The sequence below is a fragment of the Bradyrhizobium sp. Unk1 genome, assembly GCF_059512345.1.
The window spans coordinates 124,428-143,995 of the sequence record NZ_JCAMOP010000023.1 but is presented as its reverse complement, the minus strand read 5'-3'; the positions used below and the strand labels follow the sequence as shown (position 1 = coordinate 143,995).

General features: G+C 65.0%; 19 protein-coding genes. 6 read left to right on the top strand and 13 right to left on the bottom strand.

Features of this window, described 5'->3' with window-relative positions; all coding sequences use genetic code 11:
* Positions 1 to 157: 157 nt before the first annotated feature.
* The 9 genes from AC5ZFO_RS27730 to AC5ZFO_RS27690 all read right to left on the bottom strand — a co-directional run bounded on the left by AC5ZFO_RS27730 (position 158) and on the right by AC5ZFO_RS27690 (position 9,689).
* Positions 158 to 898 carry an ABC transporter ATP-binding protein gene (locus tag AC5ZFO_RS27730; RefSeq protein WP_282523519.1) on the bottom strand — a complete coding sequence of 247 codons (741 nt, stop codon included), beginning with the start codon at positions 896 to 898 and terminating at the stop codon, positions 158 to 160.
* Positions 895 to 1,743, bottom strand: a complete 849-nt coding sequence (locus AC5ZFO_RS27725; protein WP_496122833.1) for an ABC transporter ATP-binding protein — start codon at positions 1,741 to 1,743, stop codon at positions 895 to 897. The genes AC5ZFO_RS27730 and AC5ZFO_RS27725 overlap by 4 nt, the downstream gene beginning before the upstream one ends.
* Positions 1,743 to 3,566, bottom strand: coding sequence for an ABC transporter permease (locus tag AC5ZFO_RS27720; protein ID WP_282523521.1), 1,824 nt, complete (start codon positions 3,564 to 3,566; stop codon positions 1,743 to 1,745). The genes AC5ZFO_RS27725 and AC5ZFO_RS27720 overlap by 1 nt, the downstream gene beginning before the upstream one ends.
* 56 nt (positions 3,567 to 3,622) lie before the next feature.
* On the bottom strand, positions 3,623 to 4,780 hold the full coding sequence (locus AC5ZFO_RS27715) for an ABC transporter substrate-binding protein (RefSeq protein ID WP_282523522.1): 1,158 nt from the start codon (positions 4,778 to 4,780) through the stop codon (positions 3,623 to 3,625).
* A gap of 55 nt (positions 4,781 to 4,835) precedes the next feature.
* On the bottom strand, positions 4,836 to 5,420 hold the full coding sequence (locus AC5ZFO_RS27710) for an alkylhydroperoxidase domain protein (protein ID WP_282523523.1): 585 nt from the start codon (positions 5,418 to 5,420) through the stop codon (positions 4,836 to 4,838).
* A gap of 12 nt (positions 5,421 to 5,432) precedes the next feature.
* Entirely contained in the window at positions 5,433 to 6,056 is a 624-nt protein-coding gene (locus AC5ZFO_RS27705; protein ID WP_496122832.1) for a CMD domain protein, read from the bottom strand.
* 37 nt (positions 6,057 to 6,093) lie between these two features.
* A complete protein-coding gene (locus AC5ZFO_RS27700) occupies positions 6,094 to 7,128 on the bottom strand; it encodes a putative FMN-dependent luciferase-like monooxygenase (protein WP_282523525.1) in 1,035 nt (344 codons plus the stop codon).
* Positions 7,129 to 7,252: 124 nt separating this feature from the next.
* Entirely contained in the window at positions 7,253 to 8,035 is a 783-nt protein-coding gene (locus AC5ZFO_RS27695; RefSeq protein ID WP_282523526.1) for a MetQ/NlpA family ABC transporter substrate-binding protein, read from the bottom strand.
* Between the two features lie 214 nt (positions 8,036 to 8,249).
* Complete coding sequence (locus tag AC5ZFO_RS27690) at positions 8,250 to 9,689, bottom strand: MATE family efflux transporter (RefSeq protein ID WP_282523527.1); 1,440 nt, start codon at positions 9,687 to 9,689, stop codon at positions 8,250 to 8,252.
* Between the two features lie 142 nt (positions 9,690 to 9,831).
* On the opposite strand from AC5ZFO_RS27690, the gene AC5ZFO_RS27685 reads away from it, so the two are divergent.
* Entirely contained in the window at positions 9,832 to 10,410 is a 579-nt protein-coding gene (locus tag AC5ZFO_RS27685) for a TetR family transcriptional regulator (RefSeq protein WP_282523528.1), read from the top strand.
* 23 nt (positions 10,411 to 10,433) lie between these two features.
* Here the strand turns inward: AC5ZFO_RS27685 and AC5ZFO_RS27680 are convergent, their stop codons facing one another.
* On the bottom strand, positions 10,434 to 10,976 hold the full coding sequence (locus AC5ZFO_RS27680; RefSeq protein WP_282523529.1) for a hypothetical protein: 543 nt from the start codon (positions 10,974 to 10,976) through the stop codon (positions 10,434 to 10,436).
* Between the two features lie 278 nt (positions 10,977 to 11,254).
* Here AC5ZFO_RS27680 and AC5ZFO_RS27675 point away from each other — a divergent pair, with 278 nt between their 5' ends.
* The gene (locus AC5ZFO_RS27675) at positions 11,255 to 13,042 is read left to right on the top strand and encodes a peptide ABC transporter substrate-binding protein (protein ID WP_282523530.1); all 1,788 of its coding nucleotides are present in this window, start codon (positions 11,255 to 11,257) and stop codon (positions 13,040 to 13,042) included.
* On the opposite strand, the gene AC5ZFO_RS27670 is transcribed toward AC5ZFO_RS27675, so the two are convergent.
* Positions 13,005 to 13,982: an AraC family transcriptional regulator gene (locus AC5ZFO_RS27670; RefSeq protein WP_282523531.1), complete on the bottom strand. Its 978-nt coding sequence runs from the start codon at positions 13,980 to 13,982 to the stop codon at positions 13,005 to 13,007. The genes AC5ZFO_RS27675 and AC5ZFO_RS27670 overlap by 38 nt on opposite strands.
* A gap of 220 nt (positions 13,983 to 14,202) precedes the next feature.
* On the opposite strand from AC5ZFO_RS27670, the gene soxC reads away from it, so the two are divergent.
* From soxC to AC5ZFO_RS27650, 4 genes are all read left to right on the top strand, one after another.
* Complete coding sequence (gene soxC, locus AC5ZFO_RS27665; protein WP_306664567.1) at positions 14,203 to 15,474, top strand: sulfite dehydrogenase; 1,272 nt, start codon at positions 14,203 to 14,205, stop codon at positions 15,472 to 15,474.
* Positions 15,461 to 16,009 carry a c-type cytochrome gene (locus AC5ZFO_RS27660; protein WP_282523533.1) on the top strand — a complete coding sequence of 183 codons (549 nt, stop codon included), beginning with the start codon at positions 15,461 to 15,463 and terminating at the stop codon, positions 16,007 to 16,009. Before soxC ends, AC5ZFO_RS27660 begins: the two co-directional genes overlap by 14 nt.
* A gap of 76 nt (positions 16,010 to 16,085) precedes the next feature.
* Positions 16,086 to 16,487, top strand: a complete 402-nt coding sequence (locus AC5ZFO_RS27655) for a DUF302 domain-containing protein (protein WP_282523534.1) — start codon at positions 16,086 to 16,088, stop codon at positions 16,485 to 16,487.
* Positions 16,488 to 16,519: 32 nt separating this feature from the next.
* Positions 16,520 to 16,837, top strand: a complete 318-nt coding sequence (locus AC5ZFO_RS27650) for a hypothetical protein (RefSeq protein WP_282523535.1) — start codon at positions 16,520 to 16,522, stop codon at positions 16,835 to 16,837.
* Positions 16,838 to 16,925: 88 nt separating this feature from the next.
* Here AC5ZFO_RS27650 and AC5ZFO_RS27645 read toward each other — a convergent pair whose 3' ends face one another.
* Both AC5ZFO_RS27645 and AC5ZFO_RS27640 read right to left on the bottom strand, forming a co-directional pair.
* Positions 16,926 to 18,017: an ABC transporter ATP-binding protein gene (locus AC5ZFO_RS27645; RefSeq protein ID WP_282523536.1), complete on the bottom strand. Its 1,092-nt coding sequence runs from the start codon at positions 18,015 to 18,017 to the stop codon at positions 16,926 to 16,928.
* 85 nt (positions 18,018 to 18,102) lie between these two features.
* Complete coding sequence (locus AC5ZFO_RS27640; RefSeq protein WP_306664573.1) at positions 18,103 to 19,542, bottom strand: extracellular solute-binding protein; 1,440 nt, start codon at positions 19,540 to 19,542, stop codon at positions 18,103 to 18,105.
* Positions 19,543 to 19,568: the final 26 nt, after the last annotated feature.

Below are 19,568 nucleotides of genomic sequence, written 5' to 3'. Positions count from 1 at the left end.
TTGTAACCATCCTTCGAGACGCCCGCTGCGCGGGCTCCTCAGGATGAGGATGGATTCGCGGCCACGTTGCGAGCAGACCTCATGGTTGAGGAGCCCGCGCAGCGGGCGGCCGGACGATGCTCTGCATCGCCGGGCGAACCATCAGGCCGAGGTCAAGCTACGCGGCCTCGGAGCCGCCAAGATAGGCATCGCGGATGCGGGGGTCGTCCCTCAGCGCCCGCGCCGGGCCTGAGAGCACGATCTTGCCGGTCTGAAGCACATAGGCCTCGTGCGCGATCTCGAGCGCGAGGCTGGCGTTCTGCTCGACCATGAAGACCGACACGCCTTCCTGATTGATGGTGCGGATCAACTCCAGCACGCGGTCGACATAGAGCGGCGACAGGCCCATGGTCGGCTCGTCCATCACGATCATCCTGGGACGGCTCATCAGCGCGCGCGCCATCGCGACCATTTGCTGCTCGCCGCCGGAGAGTGAACCGGCACGCTGCGACAGCCGCTGGCCGAGTTTCGGGAACAGCGTCAGCATCTTGTCGAGATCCTGCGCCACCGCATCGCGGTCGTTGCGCACGAAGGCCCCCATCAGGATGTTTTCGCGCACGCTCATGTCCGCGAACAACCGCCGCGCCTCCGGCACGGAGGCGATACCACGGCGGACGATCTGCGGCGTGGTGAGCCCGAGCAGCGAGGCGCCGTCGAAGGTCACGTCACCCGAGCGCGGTTTCACCAGGCCCAAAATGATCTTCATCGTGGTCGACTTGCCGCTGGCATTGCCGCCGAGCAGGCAGACGATATGGCCGCGACCGACCGTGATCGACAGGTCGAAATGCACCTGCGCCTGGCCGTAGAAGGTGTTGACGTTCGAGAGCGCGAGCAGCGGCTCGGATGCGCCAGTCGTCATACCACGCTCTCCCGCTCCGGCGTCTCCGACAGGCCGTGGCCGAGATAGGCCTCGATCACCTTGGGATCGCCACGCACGACTTCGCCCGGCCCTTCCGCAATCTTCTTGCCCTCGTCCATGACGATGACGCGGTCGGAGAGGCGCATCACCATCTCCAGCTTGTGCTCGATCAGGAGGATGGTCAGCCCCTCGGCCTTCAGCTCGGCGACGAGGCCCTGCATCTCCGTGGTCTCGGTCGGGTTCATGCCGGCGGTCGGCTCGTCGAGCAGCAGCAGGCGCGGCTTCAGCGCAAGCGCGCGCGCGATTTCGACGCGGCGACGGTTGGCGTAAGACAAGCTATAGGCGGGCTGGTCGATCCGTGGCAGCAGCCGTTCGCCAAAGCGCGCGAGAATGGCCTTCACCTCCTCGCGCAGCCTTTCCTCTTCGGCCCTGACGCTGGCCGGACGCAACAGCGCCAACCCCAATTCCAGCAGCGGGCCGATCACCGGCACCGCGGGCTTCACCGCGCGCAGCCGCGTGTGCGCGCCGATCAGGACGTTGTCCATGACGCTGAGATTGCCGAAGACACGGCCGAGCTGGAACGTGCGCGCGATGCCTCCGGCCGCGAGCCGTTCGGGTGAGAGACCCGTGATGTCCTGACCTTCAAAGCTGACCTTGCCGGCATCGGGCCGATCGAGCCCGGTCACGAGATTGAACAGCGTCGTCTTGCCGGCCCCGTTCGGGCCGATGATGCTGATGAGCTCGCCTTTGGTGAGATCGAGATCGATGGCGTCGACGGCGGTGAGGCCGCCGAAGCGGCGCGTCAGCCCGCGCAGGGACAGCATGGGCGTGTGCTGCTCCGCCATCATATCGTCCCCAACAGGCCCTGCGGCCTGAACCGCACGAGCAGCAGCAGCACGATGCCGTAGATCAGGATGCGATACTCCGCCGCGATCCGGAACACCTCCGGCAGGCCGACCAGCGCGACCGCTCCGACGATGGCGCCGACGACGTTGCCGAGGCCGCCGAGGATGACGACGGTCAGCGCCAGGATGGATTGCTGCGTGTTGAAGGTCTCGTGGTTGATGTAGGAATAGAGATGCGCGGCGATGCCGCCGCTGACGCCGGCTGCAAACCCGCCGAAGATGAAGGCGAGCGACTTGTAGCGGTTCAGGCCGAGACCATAGGCGCGCGCGGCGATGTCGTCGTCTCTGATAGCGCGGAAGCTGCGGCCGAGATGCGAGCCGAGCAAGCGTCCCTGGAGCAGCGCCAGCACGACCAGCACGACGAAGCTGAACCAGTAGATAGAGGTTGGGCTGACCAGATCGTAGCCGAACAGTGACAGCGGCGGGATGCCGGAGATGCCGATCGGGCCGCGCGTGACGCTCTCCCAGTTCAAGATCACTAGCGACACGATCTCGCCGATGGCGAGCGTGGCGATCGAGACGTAGTGCCCGCGCAGACGGAAGGACGGCGAGATCAACAGCGTACCAAGCGCGGCACTCATCAGCCCACCGGCGATGATGGCAAGACCGACGGGAACGGACAAAGTCAGCGACAGCAGCGCGGAGGTGTAGGCGCCGATCGCGAGCAGCGCGGCATGTCCGAGCGAGACCTGCCCCACCGTGCCCGCAACCAGCGTCAGGCTGAGCGCGAGCATGCCGAGCAGCCAGGCGTTGATCAGGGTCTGGAGCACGTAGAAGGACACCGGGAAGAACGGCAGGATCGCGAACACGCCGGCGGTGACCAGCAGCGCCCAGCGCGGAATCCGCACCGGGCGGCTCGGCGCGATGAAAGTGCCGGTGAGCGGCTCGGGTGGCGCCTGCCGCGCGCTGGCGAACAGGCCGTTCGGGCGCAGCACGAGCACGATGACCAGCAGCAGGAACGCGAACAGATTGCGGTAGCTAGTCCCGAACACGGCAACGCCGTAGCTCTCGACCAGCCCAAGCAACAAGCTGCCGATCACGGCGCCCGGCACGTTGCCGGCGCCCCCGACCACTTCCGCGACGACGCCCTTCAGCGTCGCCTGCAGGCTCATCGCGGTGTCGATCTGGTTGTAGTACATGCCGACCAGCAGGCCGGAGACGCCGCCGAGCGCAGCCGCGATGCCGAACACGGCCTGATTGACGTGGTTGACGTCGACGCCCATCTGCATCGCGGCGTCGCGGTCCTGCGCGGTGGCGCGCACCGCCCAGCCGAGCTTGCTGTAGCGCAGGAACACGAACAGCAGCAGCGCGCTGGTGAGGCCGACGCCGGCGATCAAGAGATCAAGAGGTCCGATCGTGCCGCCACCGACCTGGAAGCGGACATCCGGCAGCTGGCTCGGCAGCGCACGCGGGTTCGGCGAGAAGGTCAGCATCACCAGCTGATCGAGCACGAAGCTGATGCCGATGGTCGCGAGCAGCGGCGCGATGCGTACCGAATTCTGGAGCGGACGCAGGCCAAACCGTTCGATGATCAGTCCGACGATCGCGGCCGCCACCGCCACCACGATGATGGTGAGCGGCAGCGGCGTATGCAGCTGCACCACCGCGACCCAGCCGATATAGGCGCCGACGAGATAGATCGAGCCCTGGGCAAAGTTGATCAGCCGGCTGACGCCGAAGATCAGCGCAAGCCCGACCGCAACGAGGGCGTAGACATTGCCGACGATCAGCCCGTTGATCGTGTAGTCGAGCCAGGAAGACACGCAGTTGTCCCCGCGTAGAGAGGAAAGCGGCCGGAGCGCCCGCTCCGGCCATCAGGTCACGTCGGCTTGCCGTCCCAGAGCGCGAACTGCCCCTTGCGTACGACGAGCTCGGCGTTCATGGCGCCCCTGACGCGGCGGGTCGCGACGTCGAACGTCGCCTGCCCGAAGATCACGCTCGGGACGTCCTTGACCTTGGTGAAGGCATCGCGGATCGCCTTGCGGTCGGTGCCGCCGATCCTCACCACGGCAGCCGCCATGTTCATCGCGTCATAGGCGTAAGCGTTGAACGCGTCGGGCTCGAGCCCGTTGTACTTCTTCTTGAAGCCGGCGATGAACTTCTGCACCTCGGGTCGCGGGTCTTCCGGGAAGTAGCGCGTGCCGACATGGACCTCCTCGACCGCCTCACCGCCGAGCTCCAGGAACTTCGGCGAGTAGACCGAGCTTGCCGCACAGATCACCTGCTTCAGCCCGACCTGGCGCGCCTGACGCGCGATCAGCGCGCCGTCGGAGTAGTAGGAGATCAGGATCAGGCCGTCCGGATTGGCGTCACGCACGCGCACCAGCGTGGAGCGGAAGTCGCGCTCCTCCGCGATATAGCCCTCGGTGACCGCGATTTCCGCGCCATACTCCTTGGCGGCGTTGACGAAGTAATCGCGGCTGGTGCGGCCCCAATCCGTATTGAGGTGCAGCACCGCGAGCTTCTTGAGGCCGAGGCGCTTCACGGCATAGGACGCCAGCAGCGGCTGCTCGTCGGCCTGGCTGACCGAGGTGCTCCACATGAAGTCGCCGCCCTTGGTGAAGTCAGGGTGCGAATTGGTGAAACCGAACTGCACCAGGCCCGCGCGCTGATAGATCGGCGAGGCCGCCATCGACGCCGGGCTGGAGAAGTCGCCGAGCTCCAGGACGATGCGGGGATCGGAGACGAACTTCTGCGCGATCGCCACCGACTGGCGCGGATCGCTCTGGCTGTCCTCGAAATTGTAGGTGAGCTTGCGGCCGTTGATGCCGCCGGCCGCCTGGATCTCGTCCAGCGCGAGGTCAAAGCCCTGCTTCCATTGCGTGCCATATTGCGCGTTCGGCCCGGTCAGGGGACCGCTGACGCCGAGCAGGATCGGCTCGGACGATTGCGCGAAGGCGCCGCGCGAACCGGCCGCTCCCGCCATCATGGCAGCAAGCGAGCCCTTGACCAGGGTACGACGATCGATGTTGCTCATGCACGGCTCCATCCAGTGTTGAAACAAGCAGCAATTCTTGTGCCGGTGAGATTGCCTATTTCGAGGGCTCACCGAGCGACAGCATCAGCCGGTTCGCCCAGTTGAAGAACGAGGCGCCGTTGATGACGTCGACGATCTCCGCATCGTCCAGGCCGGCGCGGCGCAGCTCCGCGATATTCTCAGGGCTGAACGCGATCGGCGTTGCCGCCAGCGCCACCGAGGCCTTGACCACCGCGTTCCAGCGCTCGCCGAGATCGGCCTTGATGCCCTCGTCGAGCAGACGCTGCACGTCGTCACGGCGTTTGGAATAGGTACTGGCGAAACGCGCATGCACGGACGCGCAATAGATGCAGCCGTTGTAGCGCGAGGTCGCGGCCGCCGCGAGCTCACGCTCGGCGCGCGGCAGGCCATCGGCGACGTTGTAGAAGATATCCTTGTCGGTCTTGGTGCGGGCTTCCAGCACCTCGGGATCACGCACGAGAAGGCGGAAGTATTCGGACTTGGCACGGGCGCGATCGACCAGGCCCGCGAAATGCCGCTCGGTCAATTCGGCCTCGGGCAGCGGGTCGATCCACGACACCCAGCCGAGTTCGTCCTGGGTGAAGACGACGGGCGGATTGACATTGTTTGCAGCGCTCATGATGCAGTCTCCTTACGCGCCGGCCGCAGCGCTTGCGGTGCCTAGCGAAGCGCCGAGCACGCGCAGGCCCGTGACGACGCGCACCTGGAACGACAGGAACGCGACGAGCTGAGAGAAAGTGACGATGCCGGTGTCGGACCAGCCGGCGGCCAGCAGCGCCTTCATGTCGGCGGACGCTGCATCGCGCGGGCGGAACACCAGCAGATGCGCATGCTCCAGCGCGACGGCGAGCCTGGCGCCAAGGACGGACTTGCCCTCCGCACTCACGCGATAGATCAGGCCGGCCGTGTTCTCGACTGACAGCGGTCCGGCCGGATACGCTCCGTACGGGCCTGACGTCTCGCCGCGCCCGATTTCGACCTCGATCGCCTCGGCCAGGCGCGCACCATCGGCGGTCGCCGTGAGCTTCGCCCGGTAGAAGGCGGCCATGGTGGGCTCGCGGTGAAGGCCGATCACGAAGAGCGCGACTGCGGCACGCTCCACATGCGAAAAATCGCCGGCGTCGATCGGCTCGAACAGCGAGAGATAGCTCTTCTGCGCATTCTCGCGCGCCTGCAGGCGGCGTGCGCGAATGCCATCCAGAGCCGTACCCGGTTCAATCCCGGCAAGCGTGTCGATGATATCTTTCGTAGCCATCATTCAGCCTCGTGCAACGCGATCATGTTCACTCCGATCAGCCCGCCAGAGCCACGTCAGCCGCCGTCCGGGTCCAGCCCAGCGCCGGCGCAACCTTCTCCGCGACAAGCTCGATCGAGCGCAGGATATGAGGATGCGGCGCGTCCACTGAATGCGCCTGGAAGACGAGGTCGGTCACCCGCTCCAGCGTGGCGTCGGCGCGGAGCGAGGCGATGACGTCGTCGGCCGCGCCGACATGGGTGTCGAATGCGGTGATCATCTCCTCCAGCGTCTCGCCCGGCCTGGCGTGACCGCCCTTGAGGAACTGCGGCAGCGCGCGCCGCAGCCCGATATCGGCGAGGCGCATCGCTTCAGTCCGGTCGTCGGCGACGAAGACGCTGCGCGAGGCCATGATGCGGGGCTCGCATCCCGGCGGCAGCGCTTCGAGATAGGCATCGATGACCGGATTCTGGATCTCGGCGAGCGTGGCCTTCGGCGCCTCCTTGGTCCGGGGCTGGGTGCGCGACAGCAGCAAGCCATCGCTGGCCTTGCCCGCGCGCGCACCACCGGCGACCGAGAAAGTCGCCTGCCAGATCCGCTTGTCCAATTGGGGCCGCTGCGGATAGAGCGTATCGCCGCCAGTGAGCGGCTTGCCGACCAGGGCGGTGCGGACCACGTCCAGATTGCGGGCAAAGATCTCGTTGCGCTGGGCACTGTCGAGACCGAAGGCGGCAAAGGCCGACGGATTGCCGCCGGTGCCGACGCCGAGCTCGAAGCGGCCGTCGCAGAGCAGATCGAGCACCGCGGCATCTTCCGCCACCCGCACCGCGTTCTCCAGCGGCAGCGTGACGATGCCGGTGCCGAGACGGATGCGCGAGGTTTGCGCCGCGACGTAGCCGAGGAAAGTGAAGGGCGACGGCAGGCCGCCCTCGCGCTCGTGAAAATGATGCTGCGCGATCCACGCGGAATCGAGGCCCGCTTTCTCTGCGCGCACGATCTGCTCGGCGGCGAAGCGGTAGCGCTCCGCGGGCGGGGCTTCATCGAGGAGCCGCGTGAAGAACCCCAGTCGTTTCAGGTTTGCAAAGCGTTTCATACGACCCCTGTCGGGCGAGGATGGGCCCCGATGATGTCGGTTGCCGCAGCTCCAGACAAGCGGGCATTCCGCAAGGCTGCCCGCCGGATCGCCCCCTGCGCTGGACCTTGGCTAGGCAGATTGCCTACCAGCTCGGCAGCACCGCGCCCTTGAACTTGGTCAGGACGAACTCCTTCACCTCGGGCGTGTGGTAGCTGTCCACGAGGATCTTGACCCAGGGCTTGTCCTTGTCGACGGTGCGTACCGCGATCAGGTTGACGTAGGGGCCCTTCGGGTCCTCGCGCAGGATCGGATCCTTGACGGGATCGAGGCCCGCCTGGGTTGCATAATTGGTGTTGATCGCGGCGGCATCGACATCGTCGAGCGCGCGCGGCGCCTGCGCCGCATCGACCTCAATGAATTTCAGCTTCTTGGGATTCTCGGTGACGTCGAGCACCGTCGGCTTGAAGCCCGTGCCGTCCTTCAGCTTGATCACGCCCTTGTCGCGCAGCAGCAGCAGCACGCGGCCGCCATTGGTCGGATCGTTCGGGATCGAGACCTTGCCGCCCTCGGGGATATCGGCGAAGGCCTTGTGCTTCTTCGAATAGACGCCGATCGGGAAGTTCACGGTCAGCCCGACGGATTCGATCTTGTAGCCGCGGTCGGCCTTCTGGTTGTCGAGATAGGGCTGGTTCTGGAACGAATTGGCCTGGATCTCACCAGCATCGAGCGCGGCATTCGGCACGACGTAGTCGGAGAACTCGATCAGCTGGATGTCGAGACCCTGCTTGGCGGCGATCGGCTTCACCGCCTCGAAGATCTGCGCATGCGGGCCCGGCGTCACACCGATCTTGATGGTCTCGGCGGAGCTTGCTGCCGACCAGACGGCGAGCACGGTCGAGAGGATCAGGGGGAGGCGAAACGACATCTTGGTCTCCGTGGATCTGCGGCAATGATGGAACCGTATTCGCTTCTCCGCGGGGCGAAATCAATGAAATGGAAATCCATATTTGTCGGCTGACGCGGACAACGCTTCTCCATTCGCCCTCATGTGGGGAACGATTGCGCCCGCGCAAGCGTGACGCGCATCACCGCGCAGCGGCGCCCGGAGAGCGAAATTGCCGGCATCCGGTGATGCCTGCTTACTCTGTCCGCCACGTCCACGGCGACAGCATGATCAGGACGCAGATCGCGGCATAGGCGGCGAGCGAGGCCGTGACCATGGTGGCGAGCCCCGCCATGCCTGCGCCAAAGCTCGCCACCGCGATCCAGCCGCCGCCGGCCGCGATCAGGATTCGTGCGACCGACGACGCCAGCGGTCCCATCGCGCGGCCGGTGCCCTGGACGGCAAACGATGTGACGAAGCCGAAGCCGAGCGCGGCATAGGCCGGCGCGACGATGCGCAAATAGGTCATGCCTTCGCTGACGACGTCCGCGTCATGGCTGAAGAGGTGCAGCCAGGCCGTCGGGAAGATCGCAACCAGCAAGCCGATCGTGCCGGTCATGATCATGCCGACCACGCCGCTGATCCAGCCGATCTTTCGTGCCCGCGCGGTCTGGCCCGCGCCCATGTTGACGCCGACCATGGTCAGCGTCGCCGTGCTGATGCCGAACAGCAGCGGGATCATGATGTAGTCGAGCCGCGAGGCGATGCCGTAGCCGGCGAGCGCGGAGGTGCCGAACAGGCCGACCGCACCGGTGACGAGGATGACGGTGAGGTTGGTCAGCACCGCGTTGAACGCGGTGGGGATGCCGACCTTCAGCATGTCGCCGAAGATCTTTGCGCGCAACGGCACGATGTGCAGCCTCAAGCCGGTCGCGCCCGTCGACATGTAGCGCAGCAGGAACAGCATCGCCGCGCCGTAGTAGAGGCCGAAGGCTATGCCGGCGCCGCCGATGCCGAGCCGCGGGATCGGCCCGAGCCCGAAGATCAGCGCCGGCGAGACCGGAATGGTCACGATGGCCCCGACCAGCGTCACCAGGGCCGGCACCTTGACGTTGCCGGCGCCGCGAAGCGCGGCCGCCTGAAGGTTCACGATCCACACCGGAATGGCGCCGGCGAACAGATAGTTGGAATAGGTGGTGGCGGCGGCAAGCGCACCGTCGGTGCCGCCGAGGGCGCGATACAGATGCGGACCACCGAGGACGACGCCGAGCGTGAATACGCCGCCGGCGATGATCGCGAGCACCACGGCATGAAACAGCGCCGCCTCGGCGTCATTGCGGCGGCCGGCACCGACCGCACGTGCCACCGAGGACGCAACGCCGGAACCGAACCCGCCGTTCGACATCATGGTCATCAGCATGAAGATCGGGAACACCAGCGCGGCGCCGGCGAGCGCATCGGTGCCGAGATAGCCGACATAATAGGCCTCCGCGATGTTGACCGCGGTCTGTGCGACGAGGACGGTCACGGTTGGCAGCGCGAGCTTGAGCAGCGTCGGGAGGATCGGCGCGGTCAGCAGCGCCGCGCGTCTTTGCTCAGCCGCGCTTGGCGCTGCCGCATGGCGAAGCGGCGCCGCGGCATTGTCCACGAATGGCGCGGCGGACAAGGCCGGCGCGGCGGCATCGTCGACGGACATGGGTTCGATCCTGTGGTTCCCTCGGACCGCCGGTCGGCCGCCCATTGTATTATGCTCATAATGTATTATTATGATCGTAATGCAATAGGCCAGACCTCACGATTTTGTGGCATAGGGGGCGGCGGGTTCGCAGGAGGCGGAATTGGCGCGCTACGACAAGGGACACAGGGACACGACGCGGCGGCACATTCTCGATGTCGCATCATCGCAGTTCCGCGAGAGCGGCATCGCCGCGGTCGGCCTCGCCGGCATCATGGCGGAGGCGGGCCTGACCAACGGCGCCTTCTACACGCACTTCGCCTCCAAGGAGGATCTGGTGCGCGCGGTGCTGCTCGACGCGCTGGAGCGGCGCGAGCAGCGGCACAAGGACAATCTCGAAAACGGCGTCGCGCTCGAGACCGTGATCCGCGATTATCTCTCGCCGCGCCATCGCGATCGCGCGGCGACCGGTTGTCCGACCGCGGCCCTCGTCTCCGAGATCGCGCGGCATCCGAAGGCGACGCGCGCGGCCTTCACCGGCAAGATGTCCGACATCCTCGCGCTGATGGCAGCGCAAATGCCTGAGGGCACGCCGGCGGAACGGCGCCGCCGCGCCATCGCGGCCTACGCCACCATGGTCGGCGCGCTGCAATTGTCGCGCGCGGTGAGCGACACGCAATTGTCGGAGGAGATTCTCGAGAACGCGGTCGATGCCGCGCTGGCGCTTGCGAAGGGGCACTAGCCCCGGAGCTTCCTGCGTGTTGCTCAGGTCCTCGCGTCGAGCTGGCTGCTGCGGCCGGACGAATTGGCTTGCGAGGCATAAGCGGAAGCTGCGGCCGATGCCGGCGAATAGTGCGACAGCGATTCGGCGAGTTCTTCGGCGGCCTCGGTGAGCTCCTTCAGGACGGCGTCGCTGTTCGTGGCATGGCCGCCGGAGGAATGCAGCACCTCGAACGAGATCCCGTTCGGAAGATCGACATGGACCTTGTCGATCCCGACGGCGTCGGGCGTGTCGCCGTTCTGCCCCTGGTCTGCGCTGGACGCCGGATCACCCGATATCTGCTGGCTCGCGAGCTTCTGCACGAAATCCTCGATGGACTTGAGCGCGCTGCTGTCGAAGCCGCCGCCACCGAAATGGACGATGCCGATCGACATGCCGTTCGGCAGGCTCACCTTGACCTCGTCGTAGGGCGTGCCGCTCTCCAGCAGAGACGAGAACATCGAGGCGCCGTCTTGTGAACCGGCCGATTTCGACTGGCTGGTGGATGCAGGCGATCCCGCCGCGCTTCCACCACCAATGCTACTCATGCTGCCGACGCTCATACGCACACTCCACTGTCATTGCCAACGCACGCTTTGCGTGCAATGCGCATGCCAGATGAGAGCCTCATTGCCATCAAGGGCTTATCGCGAAACCCGGCCGGCATAGCCTTCACGCCGGCAACAATGTCCCGGCAGAAGCTGCCCAGCTCCACGTTCGCCATTTCGTCGCAGGGCCTTGCGGCCTCGCCGGCATTGCCGCCTCGCGCACGATGCAACATGATGGGGTGCCGGAGACGATTTTTCTTCGAGGTGGAGGTCATTCGATGAACGAAGACGAGATTCGCAAGTCCATCGCGGAGGTGAAGCAAGGCACGCTGTCGCGACGCTCGTTCATCCGGACCATGGCTGCGGCCGGGATCGCGGCGCCGGTCGCGAGCCAGATCCTGCTCTGGAACGACGTCGCGATGGCGGACGCCACGCTGCAATACAAGCCGACCAAGGCCGGCGGCGGCGGCCCGCTCAAGATCCTGCTGTGGCAGGCCCCCACCCTGCTCAATCCGCATTTCGCGATCGGCACCAAGGATCAGATCGCATCGCGCATCTTCTTCGAGCCGCTGGCCGGCTGGGACAAGGACGGCAACCTCATCCCCTGCCTCGCCGCCGAGATTCCGACCAAGGCGAACGGCAGCCTCGCGGCCGACGGCATGAGCGTCATCTGGAAGCTGAAGCAGGGCGTGAAGTGGCATGACGGCAAGCCCTTCACCGCCGACGACGTCGTCTTCACCTGGGCCTACGCAGCGGACCTCGCGACCGCCGCCTACAGCACGGGATCCTACAAGGACATCACCGTCGAGAAGATCGACGACCACACCGTCAAGGTGCTGTTCAAGGCCCCGACCCCGTTCTGGGCTGACCCCTTCGTCGGCTCGGTCGGCCAGATCCTGCCGAAGCATCATTTCGGCGACTATGCCGGCGCGAGGTCGCGCGAGGCGCCGGGCAATCTGAAGCCGGTCGGCACCGGCCCGTACAAATTCGTCGAGTTCAAGCCGGGCGACCTGATCCGGGCCGAACGCAACCCGGACTATCACGTCAAGAACCAGCCGCATTTCGACACGCTCGAGGTCAAGGGCGGCGGCGACGCAGTCTCTGCGGCGCGCACCGTGCTCCAGACCGGCGAATACGACTATGCCTGGAACCTGCTGGTGGAGGAGGAGGTCCTCAAGCGCATGGAGGCCAGCGGCAAAGGCAAGGTCGACATCACGCCGTCCGGCAACGTTGAGTTCATCATCCTCAACACGACGGACCCCTGGACCGAGATCGACGGCGAGCGCTCCAGCGTCAAGACCAAGCACCCGACGTTGTCCGATCCGGTCGTTCGCCAGGCATTCAACCTCCTGATCGATCGCGAGGCGATCCAGAAATTCATCTACGGCCGCGGCGGTATCGCCACGGCAAGCTTCGTCAACCAGCCCCAGCAGTTCAAGTCGGGCAAGCTGACCTACGCCTTCGACGTCGACAAGGCGAACAAAATCCTCGACGAGGCCGGCTGGAAGCGGGGCGCGGACGGCATCCGCGAGAAGGACGGCAAGAAGCTCAAATACGTCTTCCAGACCTCGATCAACGGCCCGCGCCAGAAGACGCAGGCCATCATCAAGCAGGCCTGCCAGAAGGCCGGCATCGACATCGAGCTGAAGTCGGTGACGGCATCGGTGTTCTTCTCGTCCGACGTCGGCAACCCCGACACCTACTCGAAACTCTATTGCGACATGGAGATGTACAACACGACGCAGCCGCAGCCCGATCCGGAGCGGTTCCTGAACCAGTGCGTCTCCTGGGAGATCGCCAACAAGGAGAACAAGTGGCTCGGCCGAAACATCTCGCGCTGGTCCGATCCCGAGGCCGACAAGGCCTACAAGACCGCGCAGCAGGAGCTCGATCCGGTCAAGCGCGCCGCGCTCCTGATCAAGGTCAACGAGATCTTCTGCGAAGCCAATATTCTGGTGCCGCTGCTCTCCCGCAACATCGTCGGCGCCGGCGTCAATAACCTCATGGCCGACATCTCGGGCTGGGACGTCACGACCTGGAATCTGGGGAGCTGGTATCGGGTTTGACAACGGGCGCCCGGGGACCCGGCTCCCTCAAAGCGCCGGGTCTCATGCCGTATCTGCGCATGATGGCTTTGCTCAGCGCGCCTTCGGACGCATACCCGACCTCGCCGGCGATCTTCGCGATCGGATCGGAGGTGCCGGCCAGCCGCTTGCGCGCGACCGTCAATCGCAGATCGGACAGGAACGTCATGGGCGCGACCCCCGCGCGCTTTTGAAAAGCGCGCACCAACGTCGCGCGCGAGGCGATCGCCACCGCCGCCATGTCGTCGAGCGTCCAGTCCCGGGCGAGATCGTTGAGGATCGCCGACACGACACGGGCCGTCACGCGGTCGCGCAACAGCGACACCGTCCCATTCCCGGAGGCATCGTCCGAAAGATGATCGCGGAGCATCATCACGAACAACGCTCTCGCGAGGTCGGCCGCGACCACCTCCGATCCAACCCGTCCAGAGTCGAGCTCTTCGCGGATGTCGACCAGCAGGCGTTGAAACCGTTCCAGCAGCGGTTCCTCCGCCGTGCGCAGGACGATCTCGTCGGGAAGCGCGGCGATCAGCGGGTTCTCATCCGACGTCTCGAACAGGAAACGGCCGCACAGCAGTTCGGTATCGACCTCGGCCTCGACCGTTGCACGCTGGCGGACGCCATTGCGGACCTCGGTCGTAACACGGCCGACAGCGCCGCCCGTCCGGCTGCGGACCGCGTGACTGTCGCCATGCGGCAGGAGAAGGATGTCGCCGGCCTCGAGCCTCTGCGGGCCCAGGCCCGGCCGCTCGACCACGCAAGCGCCGCGTGTGACCAAGTGGAACTGCGCCCATCCCTTGCCGTTCGGCGCGTGTAGCGACTCCCAGCTGCCGCCAAATTTGCAGGAATCCTCGAATATTGGACGGATCCTGAACAGCGGCACCATTGCCTTCAACAATTCCGCCGCGTCCGTTTCCGACATCCGTCTCCCCTTGATCCGCCCGGACATGTCGCCGAGCCGCCCGGCCATTCCATGGAACGGCCGCGCGCATCTAACGTGCGGACGGGTCGTCCGTGCAGGAGTGGCCCAGTGCTCATGGCTTTTAACACATCCTAACGAGCAATCCTCACGGCGTTCGGTAGTGTCACGGGCATGAAGGCGGCAGGGATTTCCAAGAATACGTTTATCAAGGGGAGATCATATGACGTCCAAGACGCCAGTTCAGTTGTTGCCACGGCCTGCAAATGTGTCGCGCCGTGGCTTCGTGGGAGGCATGTCGGCGGGCATCCTTGGCGCGGTGGCGAGCGAGGCCGCCGGCGCCGAGACGCTGGCCGACGTCCCCGATCGCGGGCCCGGCGCCGATCTCAGCGCGCACAGCGAACGCTCCCGGTTTGCAAAACTCGATCGCATCCCCGAGGCCACGCCGGGCAAGCGCAACGTCGATCCCGGCGATGCCATCAATTCCAAAACGCCGCACCAGAAGCTCGTCGGCAACATCACGCCGACCGACCTGCATTACGAGCGCAGCCATTCCGGCGTGCCCGATATCGATCCCGCGCAGCACCGCCTTCTCATCCATGGCATGGTGCAAAAGCCGCTGGTGTTCAATGTCGAGGACCTGAAGCGGATGCCGTCAGTCACGCGCGTCGTGTTCATCGAATGCACCGGCAACGGCTGGGAGAATTGGAAAAAGGCCGATCCCGACGTGACGGTCCAGAACACCCATGGCCTCGTCAGCACCAATGAATGGACCGGCGTTCCGCTCAAATTCCTGATCGACCTCGTCGCCAAGGACGAGGGCTCGAGCTGGATGCTGGCGGAGGGCGGCGACGGCGCGGGCGTCGACCGCAGCATTCCCCTCACCGACGAGATCGTGAACGAGGCCTTCGTCGCTTACGGGCAGAACGGCGAGCCGCTGCGGCCCGCGCACGGCTTTCCGATGCGGCTGGTGATGCCGGGCTTCGAAGGCAACCTCAACATCAAATGGCTACGCCGCCTCAAGTTCGGCACCGAGCCCTGGATGACGCGCTGGGAGACGGCGCGCTACACGCAGTTGCTGGCCAACGGCAAGGCGCGGCAGTTCCAGCTGCGGATGGAAACCAACTCCGTCATCACGCAGCCCTCGGGCATGATGCAGATCCAGTCGGGCTACAACCGCATCTCGGGTCTTGCCTGGAGCGGCCATGGCAAGATCGCCAAGGTCGAGATCTCCACCGATGGCGCCAGGACCTGGAAGCCCGCGCAGCTGAGCCAGCCGGTGCTGTCCAAGGCGCAGGTGCGATTCCAGATGGACTGGGTGTGGGACGGCAAGCCGACCAAGATCGTGAGCCGCTCGACCGACGACCAGGGCAACGTTCAGCCGGACCGGCAGTCCTTCATCGCCGCGATGGGGACCAACGCGCTGTTTCACTACAACGCCCAGCAGACCTGGAGCATCGACGAAGCCGGGAGGGTCCGCAATGTCCTCGCATGACAAGCTCATTCTCGCCGGCATCCTCGCCGCCGGCCTGCTCGCCGCGCCCGCGCTGGCGTTCGATTTCGGACGTCCGGCGACGCCGGCCGAGATCAAGCTGTGGGACATCGACGTCGGCCCCGACGGCAACGGCCTACCTGACGGCAGCGGCACGGCGGGGCAGGGCAAGCAGATCTTCGCTGATAATTGCGCGGCCTGTCATGGCGACAACGGCCAGGGCGGCATCAAGGATCGTCTCGCCGGCGGACAGGGCACGCTCGCCTCCAACATGCCGGTCAAGACCGTCGGCAGCTTCTGGCCCTATGCGACGACCTTGTTCGACTACATTCACCGCGCGATGCCATATCCGACGCCGGGCTCGCTCAGCACCGACGAGACCTATGCCGTCACCGCCTACATCTTGAGCCTCAACGGCATCGTTGCCGCCGACGGCAAGGTCGACAAGGAGTCCTTACCGAAGATCAGGATGCCCAATCGCGACGGCTTCATTCCGGAGCCGGAATTCGATCCGGCGCGATTATTCCGCAAGAAGTGAGCCTGAGATCATGAGGCTCTTCACACGGGTCGGTATCTTCGCGCTAGTCGCGACATGTTTCTGGGAGACGCAGGCAATGGCTACGGACGGACTCATCACCATCAAGAGCAGTTTTGGCCCGCAGGACACGATGACGCGGCTCGAGACCGAGGTGAAGGCCAAGGGCCTCACCGTGTTTGCCCATGTCGATCACGCCGCGGGCGCTGCCGCCGTCGGCATGACTCTGCGGCCGACCGATCTCCTCATCTTCGGCAACGCCAAGGGCGGCACGCCGTTGATGCAGCAGGCGCAGACCGCGGGCATCGACCTGCCGCTGAAGGCGCTGGTCTGGCAGGACGAGCAAGGCGCGACCTGGCTGTCGTACAACGATCCGGCCTATCTCGCCGGCCGTCACGGCGTCGGCGAGCCGGCCAAGGCTGCCGTCACCGCCATGACCGCCGCGCTGCATGCGATCGCGGCCAAGGCCACCGCACCGTAAGCGCGACGCGACGGCCGTGCGAGGAGAGGTTCATGAACGTGACCGACGGGGAACCGGCGCCGCCCCAGGCGCAAGACAGTAAGCTCGCCAGATGGCTGGTTATCGCGGCGTTGTGCGCCATGCTCGTCGCCGCGAGCGTTCTCGGCTATCTCGGCTGGACCAGCACGGATACCAGCGTGCCGGCGTCCGGCTATGTCGCGCTGGTGCTCGGCGTCGTGTTCTCGCTGGTCGTCGGCGTCGGCCTGATGGCGCTGGTGTTTTACAGCAGCCGCAAAGGCTATGACGAGCCGGTGGTGCTGATCCGGGAGCCGGAGAGCGATCCGGACGATGGACAGAGCGGCCCGCGCTGAGCCATAGCATCGACCTTTCAAACAGCAGCCTTGCAGGATGGGTAGAACGAAGCGCGACAGATTACCTGCACCGCCAGAGAACCGCCGACTATGAAACGGCCTTCCCGGAAACCTTGTCAAAAAGGTGCGTTCGCTCCAGATCGATGGCGACATCTATAGGGCGATCCGGCGCCGCAGACACACCGACTTGCATCTGCGCCGTGAATGGAAATGCGCCCACGGTTCCAATCACGAGAGTATGCGGCCCGAGCGGCTCTACGTCTTTCACCATCATGCGGACGGAGGAGCCCGCTGGCGCATCTTGCCGCAGCACGTGGTCGGGCCGCACGCCGAGCACAACCGGTTTGCCGATGCTCCCTGCATAGGCCGCCTCTCGGGATTTCGGCAATCTCAACGCCGTACCCGAGGGTTCGGTGAAGATCAGTGCACCGTCGCGAGCGGCAATCTCGCCGTCGATAAAATTCATGCTGGGCGCGCCCATGAAGCCCGCGACGAAGAGATTGCTTGGTTTCTCATAGATTGTGATCGGATCAGCCGCCTGCTCGATGCGGCCGCGATTCATCACCACGACCCGATCGGCCATGGTCATAGCTTCGACCTGATCGTGTGTGACATAAACGATCGTCTTGGCGAGACGGCGGTGCAATGCCTTGATCTCGGTCCGCATCTCGATGCGGAGTTTGGCGTCGAGGTTCGACAATGGCTCGTCGAACAGAAACACGTCCGGGCTGCGCACGATGGCACGGCCGATCGCCACGCGCTGACGCTGCCCACCGGAGAGCTGCTTGGGCCGACGGTCCACGTATTGCTCGAGGTCGAGAACCCGCGCCACGTCCTCGACGGCTTTCGCGATATTGGCGCGCGACTCGCCCCGCGCCTTCATGCCGTAGCCGATGTTCTCACCAACCGTCATATGCGGATAAAGCGCATAATTCTGGAACACCATCGCGCAATTGCGCAAGCCCGGGCGCAACTGCGTCACATCGCGATTACCGATACGAATGGTTCCGCCGGTAACCGTCTCCAGTCCCGCTATCATACGCAATGTCGTGGTCTTGCCGCAGCCCGACGGTCCGACAAGCACGACAAACTCCTCGTCGGCCACACTCAGATTAAGCTCCTCGATGATCTTGTAGGGCCCATATGCCTTGCTGACGTTCTCGATCTCGACGTGCGCCATGGATTCCTTTTTCCGTCCCCTATATCGACGGCCAACAAAGCCCGGATGATGCTCACGCATCATCCGGGGCAGTCTCCGCGAGAAGCTAGTTCTTCGGTGAGAGGCCCATCGCCGCGCGATAGGCGGCGAGCTGCTTCGCGCGGCCGAACTCATCGGTCAGGCGATTCCATTCCTTCGCGACCGCGTCCAGCGCGGCTTGCGGCGTGGTCTGGCCGGCCAGCGCCTTGCCAAGCTCGATCTCCACAACCTCGGTGTAGGAGAAATAGCCGGGCAAACGCATGTCGAGCGCAACGTTCTTGCCGTTGATGGAGTCGGCCTGAGCGCCGAGATATTCCTTGGCTTCCGTCGGCGAGAAGATCTTGCTCCACAACTCCAGATTCGTGGTGTGCGACTTGCGGTATGGGTTGACACCCGTGCCACCGGTAATCGCGGCTTGGCCGGAGACTTCAGGGCTTGTCAGCGTCTTGACGAAATCCCATGCCGCCTGCTGGTTCTTGCCCACCTTTGGCACGGCAATCTGCCAGCCTCCGAACGCCATGAAGGGTGCCGGCAGCACTGCCGGAAACTTGTCCCACTTCTTGGTTTTGGCGTTCCATATCTCGTCAGAGCCGGGGAGCACTGCAGAGCCCACCTTGCCGGAAATCTTCGATTGCTTGGGGTCGGCGGCGATCACGCCGGTGTCGCCCCAACCGATCGACTCGGCCACCTGGCCGCCGGCCACGGCGGCATTGACCTCGCCGAACGAAAAGTTCAGCGCATTGGGCGGGCCAAGCTTGGAAGCGCGAATATATTCCTCCAGTCCCTTCACCCAGCCCGGATTGTTGATCTGGGCATCCATCGTTTCGGGGTCGAAGAACATCGCGCCCGGATAGTTCGGGTTGTTGGTATAGGCCGCCGCGTGGCTGAAGAAGAACCAGAACTGCTGGCCACCGCGACGGAAGGCCTCCGCCGTGCCCCAGAGTCCCTTGTCGGGGCGCTGAAAGAACTCCGCGATGTCGAGATATTGCTTCCAGGTCTTTGGCGGCGCCAGGTCGTAGCCGTACTTGGCCTTGAAGGCGTCCTTCTCCTTGGGATCGCTGAACAGGTCGGTGCGATAGGTGTAGGTGTGAACGTCGCCGTCCATTGATTGCGAATAGATCTTGCCTTCCCACACCATCAGGCGCTCACGGTAGGCCGGCTCGACATCGTCCCAATCCTTGCCGGACTGCATCTCTTTCGGCATCTCGCTGAGATAGGTGACGAAGTCGGGCAGCCAGGCCGGCGCAAAGCTGACCAGATCGAACGTCGCGTCCGATCCGGTAAGCGATGTAACGATCTTCGGGTAGAGCTCCGACCAGGGGAACTCGACCACATTGACCTTGCCGCAGGTCTTCTTGGTCCATTCGTCCGCGCCGAGCTTGAGCGCGGAGGCGATATACGGTCCGGTCTGCGACGCCACAGTCAGGGTGACGCCGGAGTAATCCGGGCTACAAGCAGCGTTCGCCTGGCTCGCGCTGCAAGCCATCGCGAGCGAGGTGGTCAGCATCAGAAACGTCCGTCGCAACATCGTCC